At 67.8% G+C, this 21,743-nt stretch carries 18 protein-coding genes and 1 pseudogene; 10 read left to right on the forward strand and 9 right to left on the reverse strand.

What is annotated here, in order from left to right; genetic code table 11:
- Positions 1–84: 84 nt before the first annotated feature.
- The 4 genes and pseudogenes from RJ03_RS30795 to RJ03_RS38675 all read right to left on the reverse strand — a co-directional run.
- The gene (locus RJ03_RS30795) at positions 85–1,293 is read right to left on the reverse strand and encodes an alcohol dehydrogenase catalytic domain-containing protein (protein WP_036509428.1); all 1,209 of its coding nucleotides are present in this window, start codon (positions 1,291–1,293) and stop codon (positions 85–87) included.
- Positions 1,294–1,462: 169 nt separating this feature from the next.
- Positions 1,463–2,236 carry an STAS domain-containing protein gene (locus RJ03_RS35375; RefSeq protein ID WP_051025468.1) on the reverse strand — a complete coding sequence of 258 codons (774 nt, stop codon included), beginning with the start codon at positions 2,234–2,236 and terminating at the stop codon, positions 1,463–1,465.
- A 203-nt stretch (positions 2,237–2,439) separates the two neighbouring features.
- The gene (locus tag RJ03_RS38670) at positions 2,440–3,372 is read right to left on the reverse strand and encodes an MSCRAMM family protein (protein WP_281032303.1); all 933 of its coding nucleotides are present in this window, start codon (positions 3,370–3,372) and stop codon (positions 2,440–2,442) included.
- Positions 3,373–3,390: 18 nt separating this feature from the next.
- Positions 3,391–4,797 (reverse strand): annotated as a pseudogene (locus RJ03_RS38675) (MFS transporter); the annotation flags it as partial.
- 452 nt (positions 4,798–5,249) lie between these two features.
- On the opposite strand from RJ03_RS38675, the gene RJ03_RS30815 reads away from it, so the two are divergent.
- Positions 5,250–6,626 (forward strand): lipase family protein, encoded by a 1,377-nt coding sequence (locus RJ03_RS30815; RefSeq protein ID WP_036509357.1) that lies wholly within the window; start codon positions 5,250–5,252, stop codon positions 6,624–6,626.
- Between the two features lie 28 nt (positions 6,627–6,654).
- On the opposite strand, the gene RJ03_RS30820 is transcribed toward RJ03_RS30815, so the two are convergent.
- Entirely contained in the window at positions 6,655–7,983 is a 1,329-nt protein-coding gene (locus tag RJ03_RS30820; RefSeq protein ID WP_036509359.1) for an LLM class flavin-dependent oxidoreductase, read from the reverse strand.
- 244 nt (positions 7,984–8,227) lie between these two features.
- Here RJ03_RS30820 and RJ03_RS30825 point away from each other — a divergent pair, with 244 nt between their 5' ends.
- From RJ03_RS30825 to RJ03_RS30835, 3 genes are all read left to right on the forward strand, one after another.
- Positions 8,228–9,823 carry an FAD-dependent oxidoreductase gene (locus tag RJ03_RS30825; RefSeq protein ID WP_036509361.1) on the forward strand — a complete coding sequence of 532 codons (1,596 nt, stop codon included), beginning with the start codon at positions 8,228–8,230 and terminating at the stop codon, positions 9,821–9,823.
- A complete protein-coding gene (locus tag RJ03_RS30830; RefSeq protein ID WP_036509436.1) occupies positions 9,823–10,146 on the forward strand; it encodes a 4Fe-4S dicluster domain-containing protein in 324 nt (107 codons plus the stop codon). The genes RJ03_RS30825 and RJ03_RS30830 overlap by 1 nt, the downstream gene beginning before the upstream one ends.
- Positions 10,147–10,242: 96 nt before the next feature.
- Positions 10,243–11,544 carry an NtaA/DmoA family FMN-dependent monooxygenase gene (locus RJ03_RS30835; protein WP_036509438.1) on the forward strand — a complete coding sequence of 434 codons (1,302 nt, stop codon included), beginning with the start codon at positions 10,243–10,245 and terminating at the stop codon, positions 11,542–11,544.
- An 11-nt stretch (positions 11,545–11,555) separates the two neighbouring features.
- Here RJ03_RS30835 and RJ03_RS30840 read toward each other — a convergent pair whose 3' ends face one another.
- Together RJ03_RS30840 and RJ03_RS30845 are read right to left on the reverse strand one after the other, a co-directional pair.
- Positions 11,556–12,503 carry an NADP-dependent oxidoreductase gene (locus tag RJ03_RS30840; RefSeq protein WP_036509363.1) on the reverse strand — a complete coding sequence of 316 codons (948 nt, stop codon included), beginning with the start codon at positions 12,501–12,503 and terminating at the stop codon, positions 11,556–11,558.
- Positions 12,504–12,630: 127 nt separating this feature from the next.
- Positions 12,631–13,497: a class I SAM-dependent methyltransferase gene (locus RJ03_RS30845; protein ID WP_245552439.1), complete on the reverse strand. Its 867-nt coding sequence runs from the start codon at positions 13,495–13,497 to the stop codon at positions 12,631–12,633.
- Between the two features lie 100 nt (positions 13,498–13,597).
- Between RJ03_RS30845 and RJ03_RS30850 the strand changes: the two genes are divergently transcribed.
- The gene (locus tag RJ03_RS30850; protein WP_036509366.1) at positions 13,598–14,398 is read left to right on the forward strand and encodes a nuclear transport factor 2 family protein; all 801 of its coding nucleotides are present in this window, start codon (positions 13,598–13,600) and stop codon (positions 14,396–14,398) included.
- Positions 14,399–14,596: 198 nt separating this feature from the next.
- On the opposite strand, the gene RJ03_RS30855 is transcribed toward RJ03_RS30850, so the two are convergent.
- Positions 14,597–15,046, reverse strand: a complete 450-nt coding sequence (locus RJ03_RS30855) for a hypothetical protein (RefSeq protein ID WP_157121749.1) — start codon at positions 15,044–15,046, stop codon at positions 14,597–14,599.
- Positions 15,047–15,437: 391 nt separating this feature from the next.
- Complete coding sequence (locus RJ03_RS30860) at positions 15,438–16,298, reverse strand: haloalkane dehalogenase (RefSeq protein WP_036509368.1); 861 nt, start codon at positions 16,296–16,298, stop codon at positions 15,438–15,440.
- A 179-nt stretch (positions 16,299–16,477) separates the two neighbouring features.
- Between RJ03_RS30860 and RJ03_RS30865 the strand changes: the two genes are divergently transcribed.
- The 5 genes from RJ03_RS30865 (at position 16,478) to RJ03_RS30885 (ending at position 21,725) form a co-directional block, all read left to right on the forward strand.
- Positions 16,478–16,669 carry a hypothetical protein gene (locus RJ03_RS30865; protein WP_036509369.1) on the forward strand — a complete coding sequence of 64 codons (192 nt, stop codon included), beginning with the start codon at positions 16,478–16,480 and terminating at the stop codon, positions 16,667–16,669.
- A 178-nt stretch (positions 16,670–16,847) separates the two neighbouring features.
- The gene (locus RJ03_RS30870) at positions 16,848–18,269 is read left to right on the forward strand and encodes a serine hydrolase domain-containing protein (RefSeq protein ID WP_218001035.1); all 1,422 of its coding nucleotides are present in this window, start codon (positions 16,848–16,850) and stop codon (positions 18,267–18,269) included.
- 28 nt (positions 18,270–18,297) lie between these two features.
- Positions 18,298–19,032 carry a MerR family transcriptional regulator gene (locus tag RJ03_RS30875; RefSeq protein ID WP_036509372.1) on the forward strand — a complete coding sequence of 245 codons (735 nt, stop codon included), beginning with the start codon at positions 18,298–18,300 and terminating at the stop codon, positions 19,030–19,032.
- Between the two features lie 172 nt (positions 19,033–19,204).
- Positions 19,205–20,458 carry a cytochrome P450 family protein gene (locus RJ03_RS30880; protein ID WP_051025470.1) on the forward strand — a complete coding sequence of 418 codons (1,254 nt, stop codon included), beginning with the start codon at positions 19,205–19,207 and terminating at the stop codon, positions 20,456–20,458.
- A 13-nt stretch (positions 20,459–20,471) separates the two neighbouring features.
- Entirely contained in the window at positions 20,472–21,725 is a 1,254-nt protein-coding gene (locus RJ03_RS30885; protein ID WP_036509374.1) for a cytochrome P450 family protein, read from the forward strand.
- The last annotated feature ends 18 nt before the right edge of the window (positions 21,726–21,743 follow it).

Here is a 21,743-nt window from a genome sequence, read left to right on the forward strand (position 1 = left end):
AGGGTTCTCACGAGCCGTCCGTACATTAACCACCCGCGCTTCGCGCCGGCGCGGGGGCGGTCGGAGGTGATCAGGCGGAGAGATCTACATCGGCACCACGGTTTTGAGCCAGCCGGTCCGGCGCAGATCGAAGGCCTCGTAGGCGTCGATCATCGACTGCGGCTCGGCGTGCTGGGTGATGAACCGGGTGGGATCGAGATCGCCGCGCCCCACCTTGTCGAGCAGACCCGGCACATAGCGATGGTGATTGCAGTTGCCGCCCTGCACGGTGAGATTGCGGTTGAGGACGACCCCGAGCGGGAATCGGTCGAAGGTGGGCGGATACACGCCGATCACCCCGACCGAACCTGCCTTGGCGACCGCCTGCACCGCCCAGCGCCCGGCCAGACTCGGTGCGTCGCCGACCAGCCATTGACCGGAGTCGGTATTGCCCTCGGGTGCGGCGAGTCGGCGTTCTTCCTCGAAGACGTCGGTCTCGACCGGAAGGTTGTCGGCCGCCGGTCCCCGCTCGGGCCGTTGGGCGTCGACTCCGACCGCGTCGATGACGCGATCGGCGCCGATCCCGCCGGTCAGCTCGCGGGTCACCTCGACCGGATCCTCCCGGTGGAAGTCGATCGGTTCGGCGTTCTGGGCGCGTGCGGTCTCGAGCCGGTCGGCGATCCCGTCGACGACCAGGACCCGGCCGGCGCCCTGCCGGAACGCCGACGCGACCGCGCACTGCCCGACGACGCCCGCGCCGAGGACCAGCACGGTGTCGCCCTCGCTGACCTGCGCGAGCCGGGCGCCGAACCAGCCGGTCGGCAGCACGTCGGAAACCATGATCGCCTGGTCGTCGGAGACGCCCTCGGGCACCTTGACCAGGGTGTTGTTCGCATACGGGATACGTGCGTACTCGGCCTGCAGACCGTCGACCGGCCCGGTGGTCTCCGGCCCGCCGAAGAAACTGGTGCCGGCCAGCGGGCCGTTCGGATTGGCCGTATCGCATTGGGCGGTATAGCCGCTGCGGCAGTAGGCGCAGTGCCCGCACGACACCGTGGAGCACACCACCACGCGATCGCCCGGCGCGAATCCCCGCACCGCCGAACCGGTGTCGACGACCGTGCCGACGGCCTCGTGGCCCAGGACCGTCCCGGGCACCATGCCGGGCATCGTGCCGCGCACCAGATGCAGATCGGTACCGCAGATCGCGGACGAGGTGATCTGCACGATGGCGTCGGTGGGTTCCTGGATCTTCGGATCGTCGACGACGTCGAGACGGATATCGCCGACACCGTGCCAGACAACTGCTTTCACGTTCACTCCTCGATAGCCGGATCGGATGTGGTGTTCGTGGCGGGCGCTGGGGTCCTGGTGGCGGGCGCCGGGGCCGGTCACTGGACGCCCTATCCTCGGTGCCGCGGAGATATTCCGTCGTGGGCAGCGTGCCTGCCCGAAATCCGAATGATCGCGGTCCGGACCGCGCTCAGGGGTCCTGCGGGCGCCGGGTCGACAACGTCGCCCACACCACTTTGCCGGTCGGCCACCGCGGTACGCATCCCCACGCCGAGGCCATCTCGGCCACGATGTGCAGGCCGTGTAATCGGCGCCCAGAGGAGCCCGGATCCGGTTCTCGCAGGACCGCTTCGCGAGGATCCGGATCTGCGACCGCGACAGTGAGAAGGTTTTCGCGATATTCCAGCCGCACGTCGATATCGGGGACGCTGGTGAAGTGGCCGTGCAGGTCGGCATTGTCGATGAATTCGGTGGCGATGATCTGTGCGGCCTCGCTGACCTCGCCGATGCCCCATTCGGCGCAGACTTCATCGATGAGCCGACGCGCCATGTGCCCGGTGAAAGGTGACAGCGCCATGGTCCTCGTGGTCCACCGCCGAATCGGCGGTTCGCCCGACGCCGCGATCGCTGCGGCGACGGTCGAATGCACTGTCAGCAATCGGCGGATCGCGCTGCGCTCGAGCCGGCGCCGCACCTCCACACTCCTGGCGACGAGCAGGATCGGCACACTCGGCCACTTCGACGTGCGCAGCCGGGCGCTGGTGAATGCGGTGAGAACGGCGTCGGAGGCGACCGTCATGTGGTCGAGGCATACGATGACCGCTCGAGGTTGCCCGATGACGAATTTGACCAGGCCATCGCTGAATTGGCGGTATGTCTTCGCATCGAGTGTGAGATCGGGTTCGAGCACCACACAGCGATCGATTTTCCTGGCTTGCCAGCAGATGAGCGGAGCGGCGGTCACAACGGATCACATCCGAATGCCGACACCTGGCACCGCACTGCGAGCTGCAGTGGTGGGGAGGTGCATACCGCACATATTCGATCCGTACCCGTGCCGGCATCGGCGAAACTTCTTTCTTCGACGCGATGCCGGACGGTCGACCAACTCACCGGCGTCCGGCGGAGCAGGCGGTCGGTGAGGAAGGCGTCAGCGGCGTCCAGCCGCTACGGCCGGTCGGCGGAATACCGGCGTGCCAGCTGGTCGGCGGATCGGTGTTCGCTCGAATTACCGTGTCCCAGTTCCACGTTCAGCTCCTCGGCCTCGGCGCCGACCACTACCGGGGTGTGCACCGGTGCGTAACCGCTCGCCACCACTGTGTAGGTGCCGTCGTGCAGGTCGGCGAAGGTGTAGGCGCCGTCGGGGCCGGTGACCATGGTGTCGACCACGGTGCCGTCCCAGTCGGTGAGGGTGACCAGGGCGTCGGGCAGGGGACGGCCGTCGCGTCCGCGCACCACGCCGTGCAGGCGGGCGCAGGGGCGCAGCGTCACGTCGAGGCGCGGGGTGTCGCTGCCACCTGGTCGCACCGGGAGGGCGGTCGGGTGAAAGCCGTTGGCGCTCACCGCGATCGTGAAATCGCCTTCGGGCAGTTCCGCCAGGCCGAACGTGCCGTCGTCGGTGGTGGCCGCGGTGGAGAGCACCTCACCGCGGGAGTCGAGAGCCGACACCCGCGCGCCCGCGATGGCGGTGCCGTCGTCGCCGCGCGACACGGTGCCGGCCAGTCCGGCCATCGCGGTGAGCACGACATCGCAGGGCACCGGATGGTGCGCGAGCTGCACGGTGGACGCGTCCGGGCGGCGCCCGTCGATCGAGGCGATCAGCACGTACGAGCCGGGTTCGGGGGCGGCGAGTTCGAAGTAACCCTCGGCGTCCGTCAGCGCCCGGCCGATCTGGCGGCCCGACATCGAGATCAGGGTCAGCACGGCATTCGGCAGCGCCGCACCGCGGGAGTCGTGGACGCGACCGAAGGCGACCGGTCCGGACCCGGCGGGCCGGCGCGGCGTCTGCGCGATACCGTTGCGCTGCACAGTGTTTGCGTCCTTCGCAACCGCGGATTCAGTGGCGTGCGACGCGGAGTGCGAGCTGTGCTCGGCATCCATATCCACGGCGGCGGTCGCGGCGATCGCGGCCGTCCGGTGCCCCGGAATGAACGTCGCCACCAGTGCGCCGGCCACGGCCACACCACATCCGATCAGCAGCGACACGCGGAATCCGCTCTCGCTGGCCAGGGCATGTCCGCCGAGCGAGATCGTCATCTGCGCCAGCACCGCGCCGACCACGGCGGCCGCGACCGAGGTGCCGATCGCGCGGACCAGCGTGTTGAAGCTGTTGGCCGCGGCGGTTTCCGACTGCGGCACCGCGGCCATCACCAGGGCCGGCATGGCGCCGTAGGCGAATCCGACGCCGGTGTTGATGATCAGCGTCACGATCAGCAGGCCCCAGGTGCTGCCCATCAGCGCCATCGAGGATCCGTATCCGGCGGCGATGATGACGCAGCCGACGATCAGGGTGATCTTGGGTCCGCTGCGGGCGGAGAGTTTGGCGCCGATGGGGGAGACCAGCATCATCATGAGTCCGGCCGGTGCCATCCACAGGCCCATGGCCATCATCGATTGCCCGAGTCCGTAACCGGTGGCCTTCGGCAGTTGCAACAGCTGCGGCACCACCAGCGACTGGGCGTACATCGCCATGCCGACGACCATCGAGGACGCGTTGGTCAGCAGTACCTGCGGTCGTGCGGTGACGCGGAGATCGACGAGGGGGTTGCGGGCGGCCAGTTCCCACCAGCCCCACAGCAGCAGGACGACGACGGCGGCGACGAACAAGCCGATGGTCAGGCCGCTGCCCCAGCCCCAGCTCGACCCCTTGGACACCGCGAGCAGCAAGCACACCAGGCCCACGCCGAGACCGAGGGCGCCGAGCACGTCGAACCGCCCGGTGGCGGCGGAAGTCGGCGGGGTGGCGGGAATCAGGGTGAAGATCAGGACGCCGATCACCGCCGCGAGCGCGGCCATCGTCCAGAACAGCACCCGCCAGTCGGAGTACTGGATGACCGCGGCCGCCATGGGCAGGCCCAGCGCGCCGCCGATTCCGAGCGAGGAGCTGATCAGCGCGATACCCGATCCGAGGCGTTCGCGCGGCAGCAGGTCGCGCAGTGCGGCGATGCCGACGGGCACGATGCCGGCGCCCATACCCTGCAGGCCGCGCCCGACGATCATCGGCCACAGCGAGGAGGACACCGCGCAGATCACCGACCCGACCAGCAGTGGCACCGTCGAGCCGAGCAGCACGAGGCGTTTGCCGTAGAGGTCGCCCAATCGTCCCGACACCGGTGTGGTGACCGCGGAGGCCAGCAGGCTCACGGTGACCACCCAGGTGGCGTTGGCGGGGCTGGTGTGCAGGATCTGCGGCAGCTGGCCGAGTAACGGCACGACCACCGTCTGCGTCAGCGAGACGACGATGCCGGCGAATGCCAGCACCGCCAGTATCGCGCCGGAACGCCCGGCGGTATGTGCTTTCTCCACGCCCTACTCCTCGAATATCACGAGCCGAAGTTTGCATCATACATATGAGGTGCATCATGCACATTTGATGAAAATGGCCCGTTTCACCTGTCGAGCCGTTGTGCCGGGCACCCATGTCGGCGCTCCGGCTTCGTGAGTTGTGCACGACCGTGGCTCGATCGGCTCTGCGCCGCACCCGCCGACCGTATGGTGTGCCTGCGTCGGGGCAGTCATTCACAAAGGGGCACAGTGATTTTCGGTGTGGCATCCAAACCTTGCCGGCGGTTCCTCCCGGCGGCCGTTCTGGCGGCCGGCATTCTCGTGGCCGACGCGGTCGGCGGAACGGCGGTGAGTTGCGCGCAGGCGCCGTCAGCTGGGGATATCGTTGTGCCCGGCGGGTCCTTCGAACCCGATCTCGGCTCCAGTCACTACCGCCCCGGCACGGGGTTGGTCGATCTGTTGTGGAGGTTGCTGTGAAACGAGCCCGGACGCTGCTGATCGTCGTGCTCGCGGCATGTGCCCTGCTGGCGTCGATGACGGTTCGCCCACCGCTCGGTCGTGCGGACAACGGCCCCGCTCCCACGGATTCGACCGAATGGCAGCAGTGGATCGATCGGACGATCCCGGCGCCGAACCTGCCACCGGCGCCCTCGCCGCCCAACGCCCAACTGCGGCCCGAGCTCGCCGCCCTGTGGCGGTCGGTGTTGTCGCCGCCGGCCGGCGATCCGCTGTTCGATCAGTGGCCGGCCGGACTCGATGCCATGCGTCCCGGCGACCCGATCGAGGTGCGCGATGTGACGGCCACGGCCGCGCCGCTGGCGGTGGTGCCCATCGCCCGCGCGCTGCAGCTGAAATTCCGTTCCACGGGTGCGACCGGCGCGCCCTCGTTCGGTACGGCGACCCTGCTCATTCCCGCCGCGAACTGGACCGGCCCCGGACAGCGGCCCGTGCTGGTGAACGCCATCCCGATCAATTCGCTCGGCCTGCGCTGCACCCCCGGTTATGCCCTGGCGCACGGATTGCATCCCAAATTCAGCGCGGGTGACCTCTTCCCGCCCACCACGTGGTGGGGCCTCTCGCGCGGGTACGGAGTTCTCGTGCCCGACCACGAGGGCCCGTGGATGGCCTACGCCGAACCGCATGTCGCCGGGCACGTGATCCTCGACGCCATGCGCGCGGTGCGGACGGTCGAACCGAAGACGTTGGGAGACAGCAAGTTCGCGATCGGCGGCTATTCCGGCGGTGCGATCGCGGCCTATGCGGCGGATATGCTGCTCGGCGAGTACGCGCCGGAACTGGCGAGCTCGATCGTCGGGGTGTCGGTGGGTGGTCTGGCCACCGACTACAGCGAGGTGGCCCGTCATTTCAACGGCAATATCGCGTCGGGAATCCTGATGGTCGTCGCCCTGGCCTTCGCCCGGGAACATCCGGAACTGCTGGATCAGCTGAACCATCTGGGGGAGTGGCTGGCCACCTCCCCGGTGAAGGACACCTGCGGCGACAGCAACGGGCCGCTGGGCGTGACCGGCGTGCCGATCGAGCTGGCGACCGACACCGCCCATCCGCTCGACACCGAGGCGGCCCGCGCACTGTTCGCCGCCACCGATCTGCGCGACCGCACCTCCGCCGCGCCGCTGTACATCTACCACGGCCTGCTCGACATCTGGATTCCCGAGGTCGAGTCGACCGATCTGTTCCGCACGCAGTGCGCTCGCGGCGTACCGGCCGTCTTCCGCAGCGTCCTGGGAGAGCATTCGATCACCCTGATGGCCGGTTTCCCCGGTGCGATCGACTGGCTCGATCAGCGACTGCGCGGTGTCCCCGCGCCGAACGAATGCCCGGCTCGCTGAAAAGCGATGCGGCGGAACAGTTTCGGCATCAGTTCGCCGCGGCCGACCCGGGGCGCGGCAATCCGAAGTGGTCGCGCAGCGTGGTGCCGGTGTATTCGGTGCGAAACAGCCCGCGGCTGCGCAGAATCGGCACCACCGTGCTGGTGAACACCTCGAGTCCGCCCGGATAGTAGGGCGGCATGACGTTGAATCCGTCGGCGGCGCCGTGGCGGAACCAATCCTCGATGGTGTCGGCGACCTGTTCGGGCGTGCCCGCGAAGACCCGGTGCCCCCGCGCACCCGCGAGCCGGTGCAGCAGTCCGCGCAGCGTGGGCTGCTCGCGGGTGACGATGCCCGCGATCACCTGCCGGCGGCTGGCCGCGTTGTCGGTGACATCGCCGGCGTCGGCGAACAATGCGGCGGGCACCGGTTCGTCGAGCGCGAGATTCCGCAGCGACTCCCCGGCGAGGCTTTCCAGCTGGCCGAGACCGTATTCGGGCACGGTCAGCTCGTTGAATTCGCGTTGCAGTTGTTTCGCCTGCGCCTCGGTATCGGCGATGAACGGGCTGATACCCGGCAGGATCTTCACATGCTCGGGATCGCGGCCGAAATCTTTGGCCCGGCGCTTGATGTCGGCGTAGAACGTCTGGGCGTCCTCGAGCCGCTGGTGGGCGGTGAAGATGGCCTCGGCGTAGCGGGCCGCGAAAGCCCGTCCGTCGTTGGAGGCGCCGGCCTGCACGAGCACGGGATGGCCCTGCGGAGTGCGCGCGGCGTTGAACGGTCCGCGCACGCGCAGATATTCGCCGCGGAAATCGATGCGACGGATCTTGTCGGGATCGGCGTAGATGCCGGCGGCACGGTCGAGGAGTACCGCATCGTCGTCCCAGCTGTTCCACAATCCGACGACCGCGTCCACGAATTCGCGGGCGCGCGCATAGCGTTCGGTGTGGTCGGGGTGACGGTCCAGGCCGAAATTGGCTGCGGCGAGGTCGGTTCCGGTGGTGACGATATTCCATCCGGCGCGCCCGCCCGAGATGTGATCGAGCGAGGAGAACAGCCGGGCCAGATTGTAGGGCTCGTAATAGGTCGTGGACGCGGTCGCGATCAGGCCCAGATGCGTGGTGGCCGAGGCGATGGCGGTGAGCAGTGTGATCGGTTCCAGGCCGGGCGCGGCGTTGTAGCGCACATCGGTGCGCAGCGCGGGGCCGTCGGCGAAGAACACCGCATCGAGGGTGGCGGCCTCGGCGGTGCGGCCGATCTCCTGGTAGTAGGTCACGTCGTAGATGCGGTCGGGCCTGCTGTCGGGGTGCCGCCACGCGGCCTCGTGATGGCCCGCGGGATAGATGAAGGCGTTCAGATGCAATTGCCGTTCACTCATACGAGCACACCCGTCCGATAGTCGCGATGAACCCGGTCTGCGGACCGGGCGACGGCAGTCAACCAAACGGGTGCGGTCGCGTAAACGGTTTGTGCGGGGCGTGATTCGAATTCACCGGCGCCCGCTTCTCCATCACAGAATCCTGCTGATCGTAAGGATTCTCCGCCGCCGGGGCGCGGGCGAGTATTTCTGTCGGGCATCTGTCCGGCGACGGTTTCGGCCCCGTTTTCGAAGGAGTACGGCGATGAGCGAGGCATGGCAGATCGATGCCGATGTGCTGGTGATCGGCGGTGGACCGGCCGCCTGTTGGGCCGCGATCCACGCCCGCGAGGCCGGAGCCGAGGTGGTGCTGGTCGACAAGGGGTACTGCGGCACCAGCGGCGCGACCGCACCCGCGGGGACGGGCGTCTGGTACGTGGCGCCGGATCCGTCGGCCCGTGCGGCGGCCAAGGCCAGTCGCGAGGAGTTGGGCGGCTTCCTCGCCGACCACCACTGGATGGACCGAGTGCTCGACCAGACCTACGCGAATATGCACCGGCTGGCCGAGGAGGGCCGCTACCCGTTCCCGGTCGACCCGCGCACCGGCAACCCGATTCGCACCGGCGTGCAAGGCCCGGAATACATGCGCCGCATGCGGGCGTGGGTGCAGCGGCTGGGTGTGCGGATCGTCGACCACGCCCCGGCCCTGGAACTGCTGGTCGATCGGGACGGCACGGTCCGCGGCGCGGCCGGCTATCTGCTGCGCGAGCATCGCGACTACCGCGTGCACGCCGGCGCGGTGGTGCTGGCCACCGGCGGCTGCGCCTTCCTCTCGCGCGCGCTCGGCACCAACGTCGACACCGGTGACGGCACCCTCATGGCCGCCGAGGTGGGCGCGCGCTTCTCCGGGATGGAATTCTCCAACGCCTACGGCATCGCGGCGAAGGGCTCGACCGTCACCAAGACCGCCTATTACCGCTATGCCACCTTCTTCCACGAGGACGGCAGCATTCTCGAGGGCGCCGGATCGGTGCAGGGACGTTCGGTCATCGCGCGAACCCTGTTGCAGGAGAGGGTATTCGCGCAACTGGACCGGGCGGACCGAACCACGCAGGAGCAGATGCGGCGTGGACAACCGAACTTCTTCCTGCAATTCGATCGCCGCGGCATCGACCCGTTCACCCAGCGCTTCGAGGTGGATCTGCTGGCCGAGGGCACGGTGCGCGGCACCGGTGGGATCGAGGTGGTCAGCGACGAGTGCGCGACCTCGGTGAGCGGGTTGTACGCCGCGGGCGACGCGGCCACCCGCGAACGCATCTGCGGCGGATTCACCGGCGGCGGCAGCCACAATGCGGCATGGGCGATGTCGTCGGGCAGCTGGGCGGGGCAAGGTGCGGCGCGATTCGCGCGGCGCGGTGGCCGTCCGGACGGTTTGACACGGGCCGGGCGAACCGGGTTGCGGCCCAACGGATCCGGGCGCGTCGGTGCGGACGAGGTACTCGCCGCGGCCCGCGCCGAACTGCTGCCGGTGGAGAAGAACTATCTGCGCCACGGCGACCGGGTCCGTCCGGCGTTGGCCGCCCTGGACGCGGTGTGGACGGAGGCGGCCGCGGGATTGCGGGCCACCGGCGCAGACCGCGTGCGGGCGCGCGAGGCCGCCGCGATCACCGCGGTCGGACGGCTGATGTACCGATCGGCATTGGCGCGCACCGAATCTCGCGGTATGAGCAAACGGGCCGACCATCCGGAGCTGGATCCCGCACAGCACCACCACATCCTCAGCGGCGGGCTCGACGAGGTGTGGACGGTGGCGGCCGCGCTGCGGTCGGCCGATGCCCCCGCGGTCGCGGCGGTGGCCTGATGATCGAACTGGTTCACGCTCCGGCCTGTATCGCGTGCGACAAATGTGTCGACGTCTGCCCGACGAACGTCTTCGAGCGTGGAGATGACGGAATCCCGGTCATCGCACGGCAATCCGATTGCCAGACCTGTTTCATGTGTGAGGCGTACTGCCCGACCGACGCGCTGTACGTGGACCCGCAATCCACACCGCTGCCGCCGCAACAGGAGGTCCCGCGTGAGCACATCGGCGCGTATCGGCGCGAAATCGGCTGGGGTAAGGGACGCCGGCCGGGAAGCCTGACGGCGGTGGGGCCGGAACTTCCACCCGGCCCGGCGAAGTGAAACAATCAGGCTCGCAACGTAATTCCCGATTCGACCGAAATGATCCGGCTGAATGCAACCGGTGGCGACGAGGACGGCTATCGATACCGTCGGGGGATGGGTAGCAGTGCGCGACGCCGGCCGCTGAAGATCGTGACCGGAGTCAGTGGTTCGCCGAAAATCTACGATGCCGCGATCGATCCGCGGCGCTCGACGCTCGACGACGCCCTGGGGGTCGCGAAACTCGCCGAGGAACACCGCTTCGACGCCCTGTTCGCGGCGGATCTGCTGAGTTTCGGCGCGCAGGGCGCCATCGGGGCGCAGGAACCGCTGATCTTCCTGTCCGCCCTCAGCGCGGTGACCCGGCATGTGGGCCTGATCGCCACGGTCACAACGACTTTCCATCACCCCTACAACCTGGCGCGACTGTTCGGGACGCTCGACCACATCAGCAACGGGCGCGCCGCGTGGAATGCGGTGACCTCCTCTCTGGGCGAGGAGAACTACGGCGCCGGGGACCTGCCGAGCCCGGAGGAACGCTACGCCCGCGCGACCGAAGTCCTCGAAGTCGCGAACGCGCTGTTCGACAGCTGGCAGCCGGGCGCGCTCACGCCGGACGGCCACGGCGGCGCTGTTCTGGATGCCGAACTGGTCCGCCCGATCGACTATGCCGGACGCTATTTCACCGTGCGCGGCCCCCTGAACATTCCGCCGCTGCCGCAGCGACGCCCGGTGCAGTTCCAGGCGGGACAATCCGAGGGCGGCGTGGAATTGGGCGCCCGGTTCGCCGAGGTGGTGTTCACCTCACTGGCGACGCTCGACGACGCGCTCACCTACACGAAGAAAATTCGCACGCGCGCGGCGGATCTGGGCCGCGCCGACGGGCTGCCCTACATCTTCAGCTCGCTGCACACCACCTACGGCGCCACCGAGGAGGAGGCGCGGCGACTGGTTCGTGAACGTGCCGAGGCCACCGATTTCGAGGCGGGCCGCCATGCGCTGGCCGACATGCTGGGCGGCGAGATCGACCTGTCCGAATTGCCGCTGGACCGGCCGATCCCGGACTCGCTGCTGCCCGATGTGCAGGCGGTGAACCGGCGCCGCGGCCGCGTGGAGATCTTCACCGCGCTGGCTCGTTCCGGAAAAACGTTGCGCGAGTTGATCATCGCCGCCAAGGACACCGGCCACTGGGCCGCCGCCGGCACTCCCGAACAACTCGCCGACGCGATTCAGGAACGCTACGACGCCGGCGTCCTGGACGTGATCGGCCTCGGCGGCCTCGACGACCCGCGCAACCGCGACTTCCTGCTCGCGGGCCTGCTCCCCGAACTACGCCGCCGCGGCATCGTCGGCTCCGACTACGTGGGCGAGACGTTCCGCGACAACCTCGAACTACCTCCGTTGCCGCCGCGGAACTAGTACCGCGCTCTTCAGAATTCGAGGACGATCCGGCCCCGGACACCGCCGGCTTCGAGCAGCTCATGCGCTCGGGCGGCGTGGTCGGCGGGGAAGGTCCGGGCCACGCGCAGGGTGAGTGCGCCTTCGGAGGCGAGGCGGCTCAATTCGCTCAGCGCATGTGGTTCGTCCAGATGGTCGGCGACCATCACGAGGTGGACCGAAATGCCGCGCTCCGGCGTGGCTCCGCCACCCAAGGCCGCGGGCCGCAGGATGACGAACGCACCGCCGTCGCGCACCGCCGCGAGCACCGCATCGCCTTGGAGCGCGGTGTCGATCAGCGCGTCCACACCGTGGGGAGCGTGGGCGCGGATGCGAGAGGCGAGGTCCTCGCCGCGCGGTAGGACGACATCCGCGCCGAAATCGCGGACCAGCTGCTCATCGGCCGGTTTCGCGTCGGCGATCACGGTGTAGCCGCGCGTCTTGGCCAGCTGGATCACGTAACCGCCGACCGCACCGGCCGCCCCTGTCACCGCGATGGTGCGCCCGGCGCGCGGGTCGAGCGCGTCCAGGGCGAACCAGGCGGTGAGGCCGTTCATCGGAAGCGTTGCGGCGGAGACGAAGTCGCTCCCCTCGGGCAGGCGCGCCACCTGGCCCGCGGGTACCACGATCTTCTCCGCATAGGCACCGCCACCGGCGAGTACCGGTAGCGTGATCGCGACGACCCGGTCGCCGCTGTGCCAGCCCGTCTCGGGGGCGGCCTCGTCGACGATTCCCGCGGCGTCCCAGCCGGGGACGTACGGCGGCGTCACCTCCCGGTAGCGATCGTGTGCCATGCCGGAGCGGGTCACGGTGTCGGAGGGGTTCACGGCCGCGGCCGCCACCCGGATCCGCACCTCGCCGGGACCGGCGTGCGGTTCGGGCACCTCGACCGGTTTCAGTACTTCCGGACCACCCGGCTCCTCGAATCCGATCGCCAGCATCGCACCTCCCGAGTTCGCATTCTGCTATCTCTCGGGGCAACCGCCGTCTGCCGGAGATTTGTTCCGAGGGGCGCGAAGAGGGCGGCGCGCGCAGTGCCGCAGCCGGTTTCGGGAGCCTCCGGTCGACTCAGTCGTTCACAGCGGTTCTCGCACGAACGAGATGCGGGCCCGGGAGCGCCGGTCCGTCGGCGGGGAGGTCGGCATAGGACCGCACCAGCGCGATCCCCGAGTGGTCCTCGATGTCGGTGAATCCGGCCGACTCCAGTTCGCTCCGCATCTGCTCTTCGGTGAAGAAGCTCACCCACGGTTCCCCCACGGCCGCAACGCGTTTCCCGCGAGCCTGCTGTCCCGCGTCGGGTGGGTAGGAGTAATCGAACACCAGGTCCGCACCGCCACCCTGGCCGGCGATGTAGCGCAGCGTCTCGGCGATGGCGTCGTGTTCGAGGTAGACCACCACGCCGAGCCAGACGTAGACCGCGCTGCGGGCACGATCCAGTCCCGCCTGTGCCAGCGCGTCGGCGAGATCGTCGCGGTGGAAGTCCACCGGAGCGAAGGTCATCGAGTGGGGAACCTCGATTCCCGCTTCGGACAACCGGTTTCGCTTCCACGCCTGCGTGTCGGGGTGGTCGACTTCGAAGAACCGCACATCCGGGTGGGGATTGCGGTAGGCGGCGGTATCCATACCCGCGCCGAGCACGACCACCTGGCGGGTTCCGCCGGCTACCGCCTCCGCGACGGTGTCGTCGGCGAAGCGACTGCGGGTGGCGAGGAACAACCGGCGGCGCCGGGCCAGTTCCGGATCGACCCCCTTGTCGAAGGGATTGTCGCGAGCCGCTTCCTCGCCGACGATCCGCACCGCCAGCGGATCGGTGAAGATCCGCGGTTCATCGGCGAGTTGGTGATAGGCCCGCGACTGTGCGGTGGCCATCGCGGTTCTGCTGGGTTGCCCGACCTGCATACCGGTCACCGTACGCCCGGGGCGCGGCTCGATCATCGCGAGATCCGTCACGCGCACTTGCCGGAGGTTCGCTGGTTACCCGGTATGAAACTGGAACGCGTTATAGATTGTGGGCAGTCGAGAGTCTGGAGGAACGATGTCCGCGAACGCGTCGGCGGCGGAACTGCTCGCCACGGTGGAACGATCCCCGCAGGCGGTCGCGGCGCACGATCGTGCGGCATGGGTGGATCTGTTCGCACCCGACGGCCGGGTCGAGGATCCGGTCGGCTCGCGCCCGCACATCGGCCGAGCGGCGATCGAACGCTTCTACGACACCTTCATCGGCCCCAACGACATCGCCTTTCATGTCGATCACGACGTCGTACGCGGTGCCACGGTTTTCCGCGACCTCGTCCTCGACACCACCATGTCCACCGGTGTAACCCTGCACGTGCCGATGCACCTGCGCTACGACCTGGCACGCGTCGGCGGCGAATGGAAGATCGCCCGCCTCTACGCGCACTGGGAGCTGCCGGTGATGGTCGGTCAACTGCTCGCCGCCGGTGGGCGCGGGCTCGCCGCGGCCACGAAACTCGCGCCGCAGCTGCTCGGAAACCAAGGTATCGGTGGCGCTGTGGGTTTCAGCCGCGGTTTCCTCCGGGTCGGCGCGGCGGGCAAACGCGCCGCCACCGGATTGCTGGAATCAGCCGGTCGCGGTGACGTCGCCGGTGTGCGCGCGGTGCTGAGCCCTGGCGCGGTGGTGGAATGGCCGGCCGGTTCCGATGTGGGCCATGCCGAATTCGTCAAGCGGGTGCGCGGACTCGAGGTCGGCAAGACCATCGCGGCGGGCCGATTCGTGACCGTCAGTGTGCGCACCCCGACCGAACGAGGGATCGCGGAACTGGAGGTCGACGGCCGGCGGGTGGTCGCACTGCGCGGCTTCGTCTCCGAGGTCTGAACCGGTTCGCCGACGAACGGCTGGTGAGCTGGTTCGTGGGCCGGAGGGTGGCTCGATCGCCGGGTACGGTGAGGTATGGAATTACCCTCGGGCCCAGGGGAGTCCGATAGGTCCGGAGTTGCGAGCACCAGATTTCGCCGTTCGATCGCCGTCGTAGCCGGCTGTTCTCGCCTACCGCCTGGTGGTGTACGTGCTGGCTCAGTTCATCGCAAAGCCTTCGGTGGAGAAGGTGAACCCCTTTCCGGAGGCATCGTCTCGGCACGACACGCCGGAGTCTCGGGCGGTGCAGGTGAAGCCGTCGGCCGACAGGGATGTGTTGTAAGGCAACACTTTTGCCTCGTTCGGCGCCTGCCGGAACACCGCTTGCCCCAGTACCGCGAAACGCGGTTGGCTGCCCCGCTCGATCATGATCGTGTCGGGCGGGACCTGTTTGTGGGAGTAGTGGCTCTCCACCGTCGGAGCGCCTTTCACGCCGATCCCCGCGCCGGTGTTCGTCGCGGGCTGGCATCCGGCCATATGTGGGTCACCGCCGACGACGATCGCGCAATGCCATCGCCCGGCCGGAGTGGTGAAGTAGTAACCGTCGATCCCGCCGGAGTTGGCCGCGTACGACCGGGCATCGGCCACTGCCACGCCGGGCATCGCCATATTCGACAACGCAGCCGATGTGCCTGCGGGCGAGGCTGTCCCGACACTCCGCACGTCACCGACCGCCTCGTTGTCGCCGACCGCCTCGCCGGCCGAACCACCGCACCCGACAACGCCCATCGTCAGCAGGCAGATCGACATCGTGACGAACGGTGAAACAACTGCACGCCTGTTCATCGCACGCTTTCCGAAACCTTCTCGGTCTCATCAGGTTCGAGTGGTCGGCCGACTTGCCGCAGATCGGCTACCGATTATCGCGGGGCTGGTCGGCGTCCACAATAAGCTGTTCGACCGACAGCCGCGCAGGTCTTCGTATAGTTCGGTTCGCCGCGCGGAGTGTCGGACGGCGCGCCGGTAAAGCCTGGAGGGCTACGCCTCTGCCGCGGAACACTTACGGAAAACGATTCGCGATGGCCGTCGCGATCTCATTCGGCGCGTGCTCCTGGATGAAGTGACGAGCACGGGCGAGTTCGACCGTTTCGACATCGGTGAAGGCGGCGCGTATGCGCGGAATGCACGTTTTCGGCCGGAACACGGGGTCGCGCATCCCCCACACCAACAGCGCCGGCTTGTCCCCGAGGCGCGTGGGAACGTCTCGGGAAAGCTGCTCCAGCAGGGGAGTCGCAGCACGAATTTCCCTGGGCATCACCGCAAGTCCGCAACGCGCCGCCGCGGCGGGTTGCACCGCGCGATAATGCTCGGCTTCCGCCGCGGTGAGCGTGCGCCCCAATTCCGAGAGCAGTACGCGCTCGATGAGAAAGTTCTGCTCGAGTATTCGGCGCTGCATCGGACGGCTGCTCATGATCACGCTGAATGCCTTGTTGGCCATTGCTTCGATCGGCCAGAACACCGTGTTACCCAACACGATTCCCCGCACCCGATCCGCCCGCGCGACCGCCGCGCCCAACCCGATGGGCCCGCCCCAATCCTGTCCCATGACGATGAATTCGTCGAGCCGCAGATGATCGATCAACTCGCCGAGCACCGCGGTGACTTCGGCGACGGTATAACCGAAATGGGAAGGTCGCTCGGACAATCCGAACCCCGGATAATCCACCGCGACGCACCGATATCGATCCCGCAGTTCGGTGACGATACGGCGATAGAGGAAACTCCACGTCGGAGACCCGTGGCAGAACAGGATCGTCGGCCCGGACCCCTCGTCGATGTAGTGCATGCGCCCGGCCGACGAGTCGAACCAACGCGACTCGAACGGATACAGACTCTTGTCCGGAACGAAATCGATCATCATGGTGCCCTCCCTCGAGGCCCAGGCTATCCCGCCACCCGCCCGGCCAGTGCGCTCTGCGACCCGAATCACCAAGGTCACCAGACCTGGAAACTCGGGGCTGTTTCGCACTCCGAGGGCTTCTTACTCTTCGAAGTGGGGGCCGGAGTCAGCCCTGACACTCATCGATACGGAGAAGTCTCATGAGCAAGCGATTCGCCGTCACCGTCGTGACCGCTGCCGCCCTGGCGCTGCCGCTCGCGGCCGCGCCGTCGGCATCCGCCGACACGACCGGCACGGGTTCGGCCTCGGGCTCGGCGACTGCGCTGAGCAATCTGATCTGTGAGTTCCGGGATTACCTCGGAATGGGCGGATGTGTCTACCACATCCCGTGAATTGCGCGAGCAGTTCGACTCGGTGTGGAGGCGTCGTACCACCGACCGGGTCGGGGAGCGGTCGCCGATGGTCCGGAAGGCCTATGAGCTGAGCCCGGAGGCCCCCGCGTCATAGCGTCGAACAATTTCCGCCTCCGGCTTGACCTTGACCCAGGGGCAGGGTTCGACGATGGTCCGCATGAACGACAACGCACTGCACACCATCGCCGACCGGATCCGCTCGCAGGTGGAAACCTTCTGCGAATCGGACCAGGTCCCCGGCTACGTCGCCGGTATCTACCACGCGGGCGAACAGATTCTCGTCTCGCACGGCACCGCGAACCTCGCCACCGGCGCCCCGATGCGCGAGGACACCGGGTTCCTCTTCGGTTCCGTCACCAAGGTGCTCACCACCACGCTGGTACTGCAACAGGTCGAACGCGGACTGCTGAAACTCGATGCGCCGGTGGTGGACTACCTGCCCGAATTCTTGCTCGCGGAACCGGACGGCGCGGACAAAATCCTGGTCCGGCACCTGATCTCCCACACCAACGGTATCGACGCGGACCTGTTCTTCCCCGATGCCGAGGGCCGCGACGCGCTGCGACACTACGTCGAGGGCCTCGCGCAGTGTGGCACCCTGTTCGCACCCGGCGAGCAGCTCAGCTACTCCAACGGCGGCATGATCGTGGCGGGCCGTCTGCTCGAGGTGGTCACCGGGACGCCCTACCCGGACCTGCTGCAACGGGAGTTGTTCGACCCGGTCGGCATGACGACGTCGAGTACCTCTGCGCGACAAGCGATTCTGCGCAGCACGGCGGTCGGCCACTTCATCGATCCCGACACCGGGAGTGTCGCGCCGACCGGCATGTTCATGCTCCCCGACACCTGGGGACCGGCCGGCGGCACCCCGATCGGCACGGTCGCCGACCTGCTGGCGTTCGGACGCACCCACCTCGCCGGTGGCGTCGCGCCCACCGGTGTGCGGGTCCTGTCCGCGGAATCGACGGCGACGATGCGACGAGTCGCCCACGATATGCACACTCTGAACGTCCCGCCGATGGGACTCGGCTGGGTGCGATATCCGCTCGGCGACACCACGGTGCTGGCGATGTCGGGCGCGTCACCGGGAGGGGTGTCCATTCTGTGTGTGGTCCCCGAATACGACCTGGTCTTCACCGCCTTCGGCAACACATCCGGAGCGATCGTGCTGCACGACCGGCTGCTGCGGTGGCTGCTGACCGAACATCTGGACATCGAAATCCCCACGCTCATCGATGAATTCGACGCGGAGTTCGACCTCACCCCGTACGCCGGCACCTACCGGTCGGGCCAGCTCCGCGTCGATGTCGACATCGTCGACGGGCAGCTCGAGGAGCGCGTGACCTACGAACCCGACGACGCGACGCAGGAACGCATCTTCACCGCATTCGCCGGGGGTGCGACCTCGGCACCGCCGCAACGGTATGTTCCGGTCCGGCCCGGTCTGTTCGCGCCGGTGGGCTATCCGCCGGAAATCTTCGACGGGTACCTGCGACTGCTGCTGGTCTCCTACCACGACATTCGCGACGGTCGTGCTCGTTTCCGCAACGCCGGCGGCCGCCTGACCCGGCGTTCCTGACCGCCCGGGCGCGCGGAAGGATGTCGGTATGCTCACGATCGGACAGCTCGCGGACTATGCGGGCGTGACCGTCAAGGCCGTGCGCCACTATCACCAGCGCGGCCTGCTCGCCGAACCCGACCGCGATGCCTCGGGTTATCGCCGCTACACCGCGCAGCACGCGATCGACCTGGTCAAGATCAGGACACTGGCGCACGCCGGGGTGCCGCTGGCCCGCGTCAAGGATCTGCTCGATGCCGACCCGGGCGCCCTTTCGGCGGCCCTCACCGAGATCGACCACGACCTCGAACACCGTATCGAGCAGTTGCGGCGCACCCGGGAACAACTCACGCAGCTGCGTGGCGGCGACCGCCTCTACGTGTCCGCGGACGTCGCCGATCATCTCGACGAGCTGCGCGAACTCGGCGTCAGCGAGCGGCAGATCCAGCTGGAACGAGACGGTTGGATCCTCATGCAGACCGCCTCACCCGCAGCGGCCGCCGCGTGGATCGCCGAGAAGCGCGAATTACTCACCGATCCCGAATTCCGCGCCATCTATCTCGACTACGACGCCGTCTACGATTGCTCCCCGGCGGATCCGCGGCTCCCCGAGTTGGCGGCGCGGACGCGAGAATGGTTCGGGCGCAGACACAATGGAGCGAGCGACGTGCCGGATCACGATGCGACCATCGCCCGCCTGGCGGTCCGGTCGCAACCCGGTGCGTCATCGCCGGCGTGGGACCGGCTCGCCGAGCTGATGCGGGAGCCGAGCGAGGAGCAGTAACGCTCGTCGCCGAGCAGCTACCTGCACGCAACAAGCTACCTCGCTGACTGTTTCGTCAAAAACATTGAAGTACAACGGTTTCCGCTAGGGTGTCCGCCGTGCCCATACAACGAATGGCAGGCAATCTCGCAGGACATCGGACAGGACACGCAACATCACACGCGGGGGACGCATGCTGAACGACGCAAACGCGGTGCACCACAGCGGCCGGACGTCCGGCCACGGCTCTCCGGCGCGCTCCGCGGAACCGCAGATCCGGCTCGATTCCACCGACTTCGCGGCGGACCCGCACCGCGCCTACGAATCCATGCGCCGCCGTGGGCCGCTGGTACCGATCGAGCTGGCGCCCGGGGTGCCGGCCACTCTGGTGATCGGATATCAAGCGGCACTGCAGATTTTGAACGACGAGGCTCGCTTTCCCGCCGATCCGCGCCGATGGGAGAAGAACGCTCCGCCGGACTGCCCGGTGACGCCGATGCTCGGCTATCGGCAGAACGCCCTGCGCACCGCGGGTGCCGAACATGCCCGTTACCGGCGCACGATCACCGACGCGCTGGACACCGTCAACCTGCACAAGGTGCACGGCGCGGTCGCACGCGCCGCCGACGCTCTCGTCAACTCCTTCTGCGAGCGCGGCACCGCCGATCTCCGGATGGATTACGCCTTCCCACTGACCTTTCGGGTTCTCAGTGAGCTGATGGGCTTCCCCGAAGACGCCGCATCGGCGGCCTACCAGGGGATGGCCGCGATGCTGGACGGAGTCGGCGCCGAAGAAGGTCAGCAGCGGTTCATCGAGGCGCTGCTCGCGGTGGTCGAGCAGAAGCGCGAGCGTCCCGGTGACGATCTCACGTCGCGACTGCTGACCCACCCGGAGGGCCTGGACCCCATGGAGATGGTGAACCAGGCCGCGTTGCTGTTCTCGGCGGGCACGGAGCCGACCTGCAATCTGATCCTGAACACCCTGCTGCTGTTGATGGCCGACGAAGAGTACGGCGGCAACGTGCTCAGCGGTGCCATGGATACCCGCGATGCCATCGACGAGGTCCTGTTCGCGGATCCGCCGCTGGCCAATTTCTGCATGACGTATCCGAGACAGCCGCAACTCATCGGCGACGTGTGGTTGCCGGCCGATCAGCCGGTGGTCGTCAGCTTGGCGGCATGCAACACCGATCCGCGTATCGTCGGCGGCGACCGGCGAGGGAACCGGTCTCATCTGGCGTGGGGAGTCGGCCCGCACTCGTGCCCGGCGCAGCCGCTCGCGCAGACGATCGCGCGGCAGGCCATCGATTTGCTGCTCGATGCGCTTCCGGATATTCGCCCGGAAGTTCCTGCGCAGCAACTAAGTTGGAGAACTGGGCAGTTTCACCGCGCCTTGGCAGCCCTGCCGGTGGTGTTTCCCGCATGCCCGCCGATGCGTCTCACCTGATGGAGGATCTCCGATGACAGATACGCAGCCGCTGGTGCTGGATCCCAGCGCCGCCGATATTCAGGGCGAGCTGACCCGCGTCCGCGCTCGCGGCCCGGTGGCCGAGGTGGTGCTTCCCGGCGGCGTACCGGCCTGGTCGGTCACCGACGCCGCCATCCTCAGGCGGCTGCTCACCGATCCGCGCGTCTCCAAGGACGCACACCAGCACTGGCCGCGGTTCATCGACGGCGAGATCGGGCCCGAGTGGGTGATGTTTCCGTGGGTGGCGGCCAGAAATATGCTCACCACCTACGGCGAGCAGCATCAGCGGCTGCGCAAACTCGTGGCGCCGGCGTTCACGAACAAACGCACCCAGGCGCTTCGGCCGCGGATCGACGCGTTCGTCGCCGAACTGCTCGACGAGTTGTCTGCTGTCCCCGACGGCGAAATCGTCGATCTGCGTGCGCGTTTCGCCACCGAGTTGCCGATTCGCGTCATCGGCGAACTGATGGGTGTTCCGGCCGGGATGGATGAACAACTGCGCATCCACGCGGACGGAATTCTCGATACCAGCCTCGCCCCCGCCGAAGTCGGTGCGCATTTCGGCGCGCTGTTCGTCCTCATGGAAGAACTGCTGCGGCACAAGCGGGAGAATCCCGGCGACGACCTCACGACCGTGTTGATGAACGCCCACGACGACGCGGACGGATCGCGGCTCGACGAGCAGGAGTTGCGTGACACACTGCTGCTGATCATTACGGCCGGTCACGAAACCACCGCGAATCTGTTGGACCACAGCATCGTCGGTCTCCTCACCCATCCGGACCAACGGAAGGCCGCCATCGCGGAACAAACGCCGTGGTCCGAGGTGATCGAAGAGGGACTGCGATGGAACGCACCGCTGGCGCATATGCCGATGCGTTTCGCGGTGGAGGACATCGACATCGCCGGTAATTCCGACTTCCCGGAAGTGCGGATCAGCCGGGGTGACGTGATCATCGCGTCGTTGGCGGGTGCGGGGCGGGATCGAAAAGTGCACGGCGACAATGCCGATGTGTTCGATGCCGGGCGGCAGTCGAAGGAACACCTCGCGTTCGGGTACGGGGTGCATCATTGTCTGGGGGCGCCGCTGGCGCGGTTGGAGGCGGCGATAGCGCTTCCGGGTCTGTTCGAGCGGTTTCCCGATATGGAACTCGCGGTGGATCCTGCTGAGCTGCGGCCGATTCCGAGCATTGTGACCAATGGGCATCGCGAAATTCCGGTTCACCGGACGGCGCACGGATCCTGATCGCAGCCGATCTTGTGG

It is taken from the genome of Nocardia aobensis NBRC 100429, assembly GCF_000308375.1.
In the GTDB taxonomy this organism is placed as follows: domain Bacteria; phylum Actinomycetota; class Actinomycetes; order Mycobacteriales; family Mycobacteriaceae; genus Nocardia; species Nocardia aobensis.

What these genes read in the sequence shown, in the direction of transcription:
- RJ03_RS38670 (WP_281032303.1), bottom strand. Translation starts at nt 3,372, where the DNA reads ATGGATGCCGAGCACAGCTCGCACTCCGCGTCGCACGCCACTGAATCC.
- RJ03_RS30820 (WP_036509359.1), bottom strand. Translation starts at nt 7,983, where the DNA reads ATGAGTGAACGGCAATTGCATCTGAACGCCTTCATCTATCCCGCGGGC.
- RJ03_RS30825 (WP_036509361.1), top strand. Translation starts at nt 8,228, where the DNA reads ATGAGCGAGGCATGGCAGATCGATGCCGATGTGCTGGTGATCGGCGGT.
- RJ03_RS30830 (WP_036509436.1), top strand. Translation starts at nt 9,823, where the DNA reads ATGATCGAACTGGTTCACGCTCCGGCCTGTATCGCGTGCGACAAATGT.
- RJ03_RS30835 (WP_036509438.1), top strand. Translation starts at nt 10,243, where the DNA reads ATGGGTAGCAGTGCGCGACGCCGGCCGCTGAAGATCGTGACCGGAGTC.
- RJ03_RS30840 (WP_036509363.1), bottom strand. Translation starts at nt 12,503, where the DNA reads ATGCTGGCGATCGGATTCGAGGAGCCGGGTGGTCCGGAAGTACTGAAA.
- RJ03_RS30845 (WP_245552439.1), bottom strand. Translation starts at nt 13,497, where the DNA reads ATGATCGAGCCGCGCCCCGGGCGTACGGTGACCGGTATGCAGGTCGGG.
- RJ03_RS30850 (WP_036509366.1), top strand. Translation starts at nt 13,598, where the DNA reads ATGTCCGCGAACGCGTCGGCGGCGGAACTGCTCGCCACGGTGGAACGA.
- RJ03_RS30855 (WP_157121749.1), bottom strand. Translation starts at nt 15,046, where the DNA reads ATGGCGATGCCCGGCGTGGCAGTGGCCGATGCCCGGTCGTACGCGGCC.
- RJ03_RS30860 (WP_036509368.1), bottom strand. Translation starts at nt 16,298, where the DNA reads ATGATGATCGATTTCGTTCCGGACAAGAGTCTGTATCCGTTCGAGTCG.
- RJ03_RS30865 (WP_036509369.1), top strand. Translation starts at nt 16,478, where the DNA reads ATGAGCAAGCGATTCGCCGTCACCGTCGTGACCGCTGCCGCCCTGGCG.
- RJ03_RS30870 (WP_218001035.1), top strand. Translation starts at nt 16,848, where the DNA reads ATGAACGACAACGCACTGCACACCATCGCCGACCGGATCCGCTCGCAG.
- RJ03_RS30875 (WP_036509372.1), top strand. Translation starts at nt 18,298, where the DNA reads ATGCTCACGATCGGACAGCTCGCGGACTATGCGGGCGTGACCGTCAAG.
- RJ03_RS30880 (WP_051025470.1), top strand. Translation starts at nt 19,205, where the DNA reads ATGCTGAACGACGCAAACGCGGTGCACCACAGCGGCCGGACGTCCGGC.
- RJ03_RS30885 (WP_036509374.1), top strand. Translation starts at nt 20,472, where the DNA reads ATGACAGATACGCAGCCGCTGGTGCTGGATCCCAGCGCCGCCGATATT.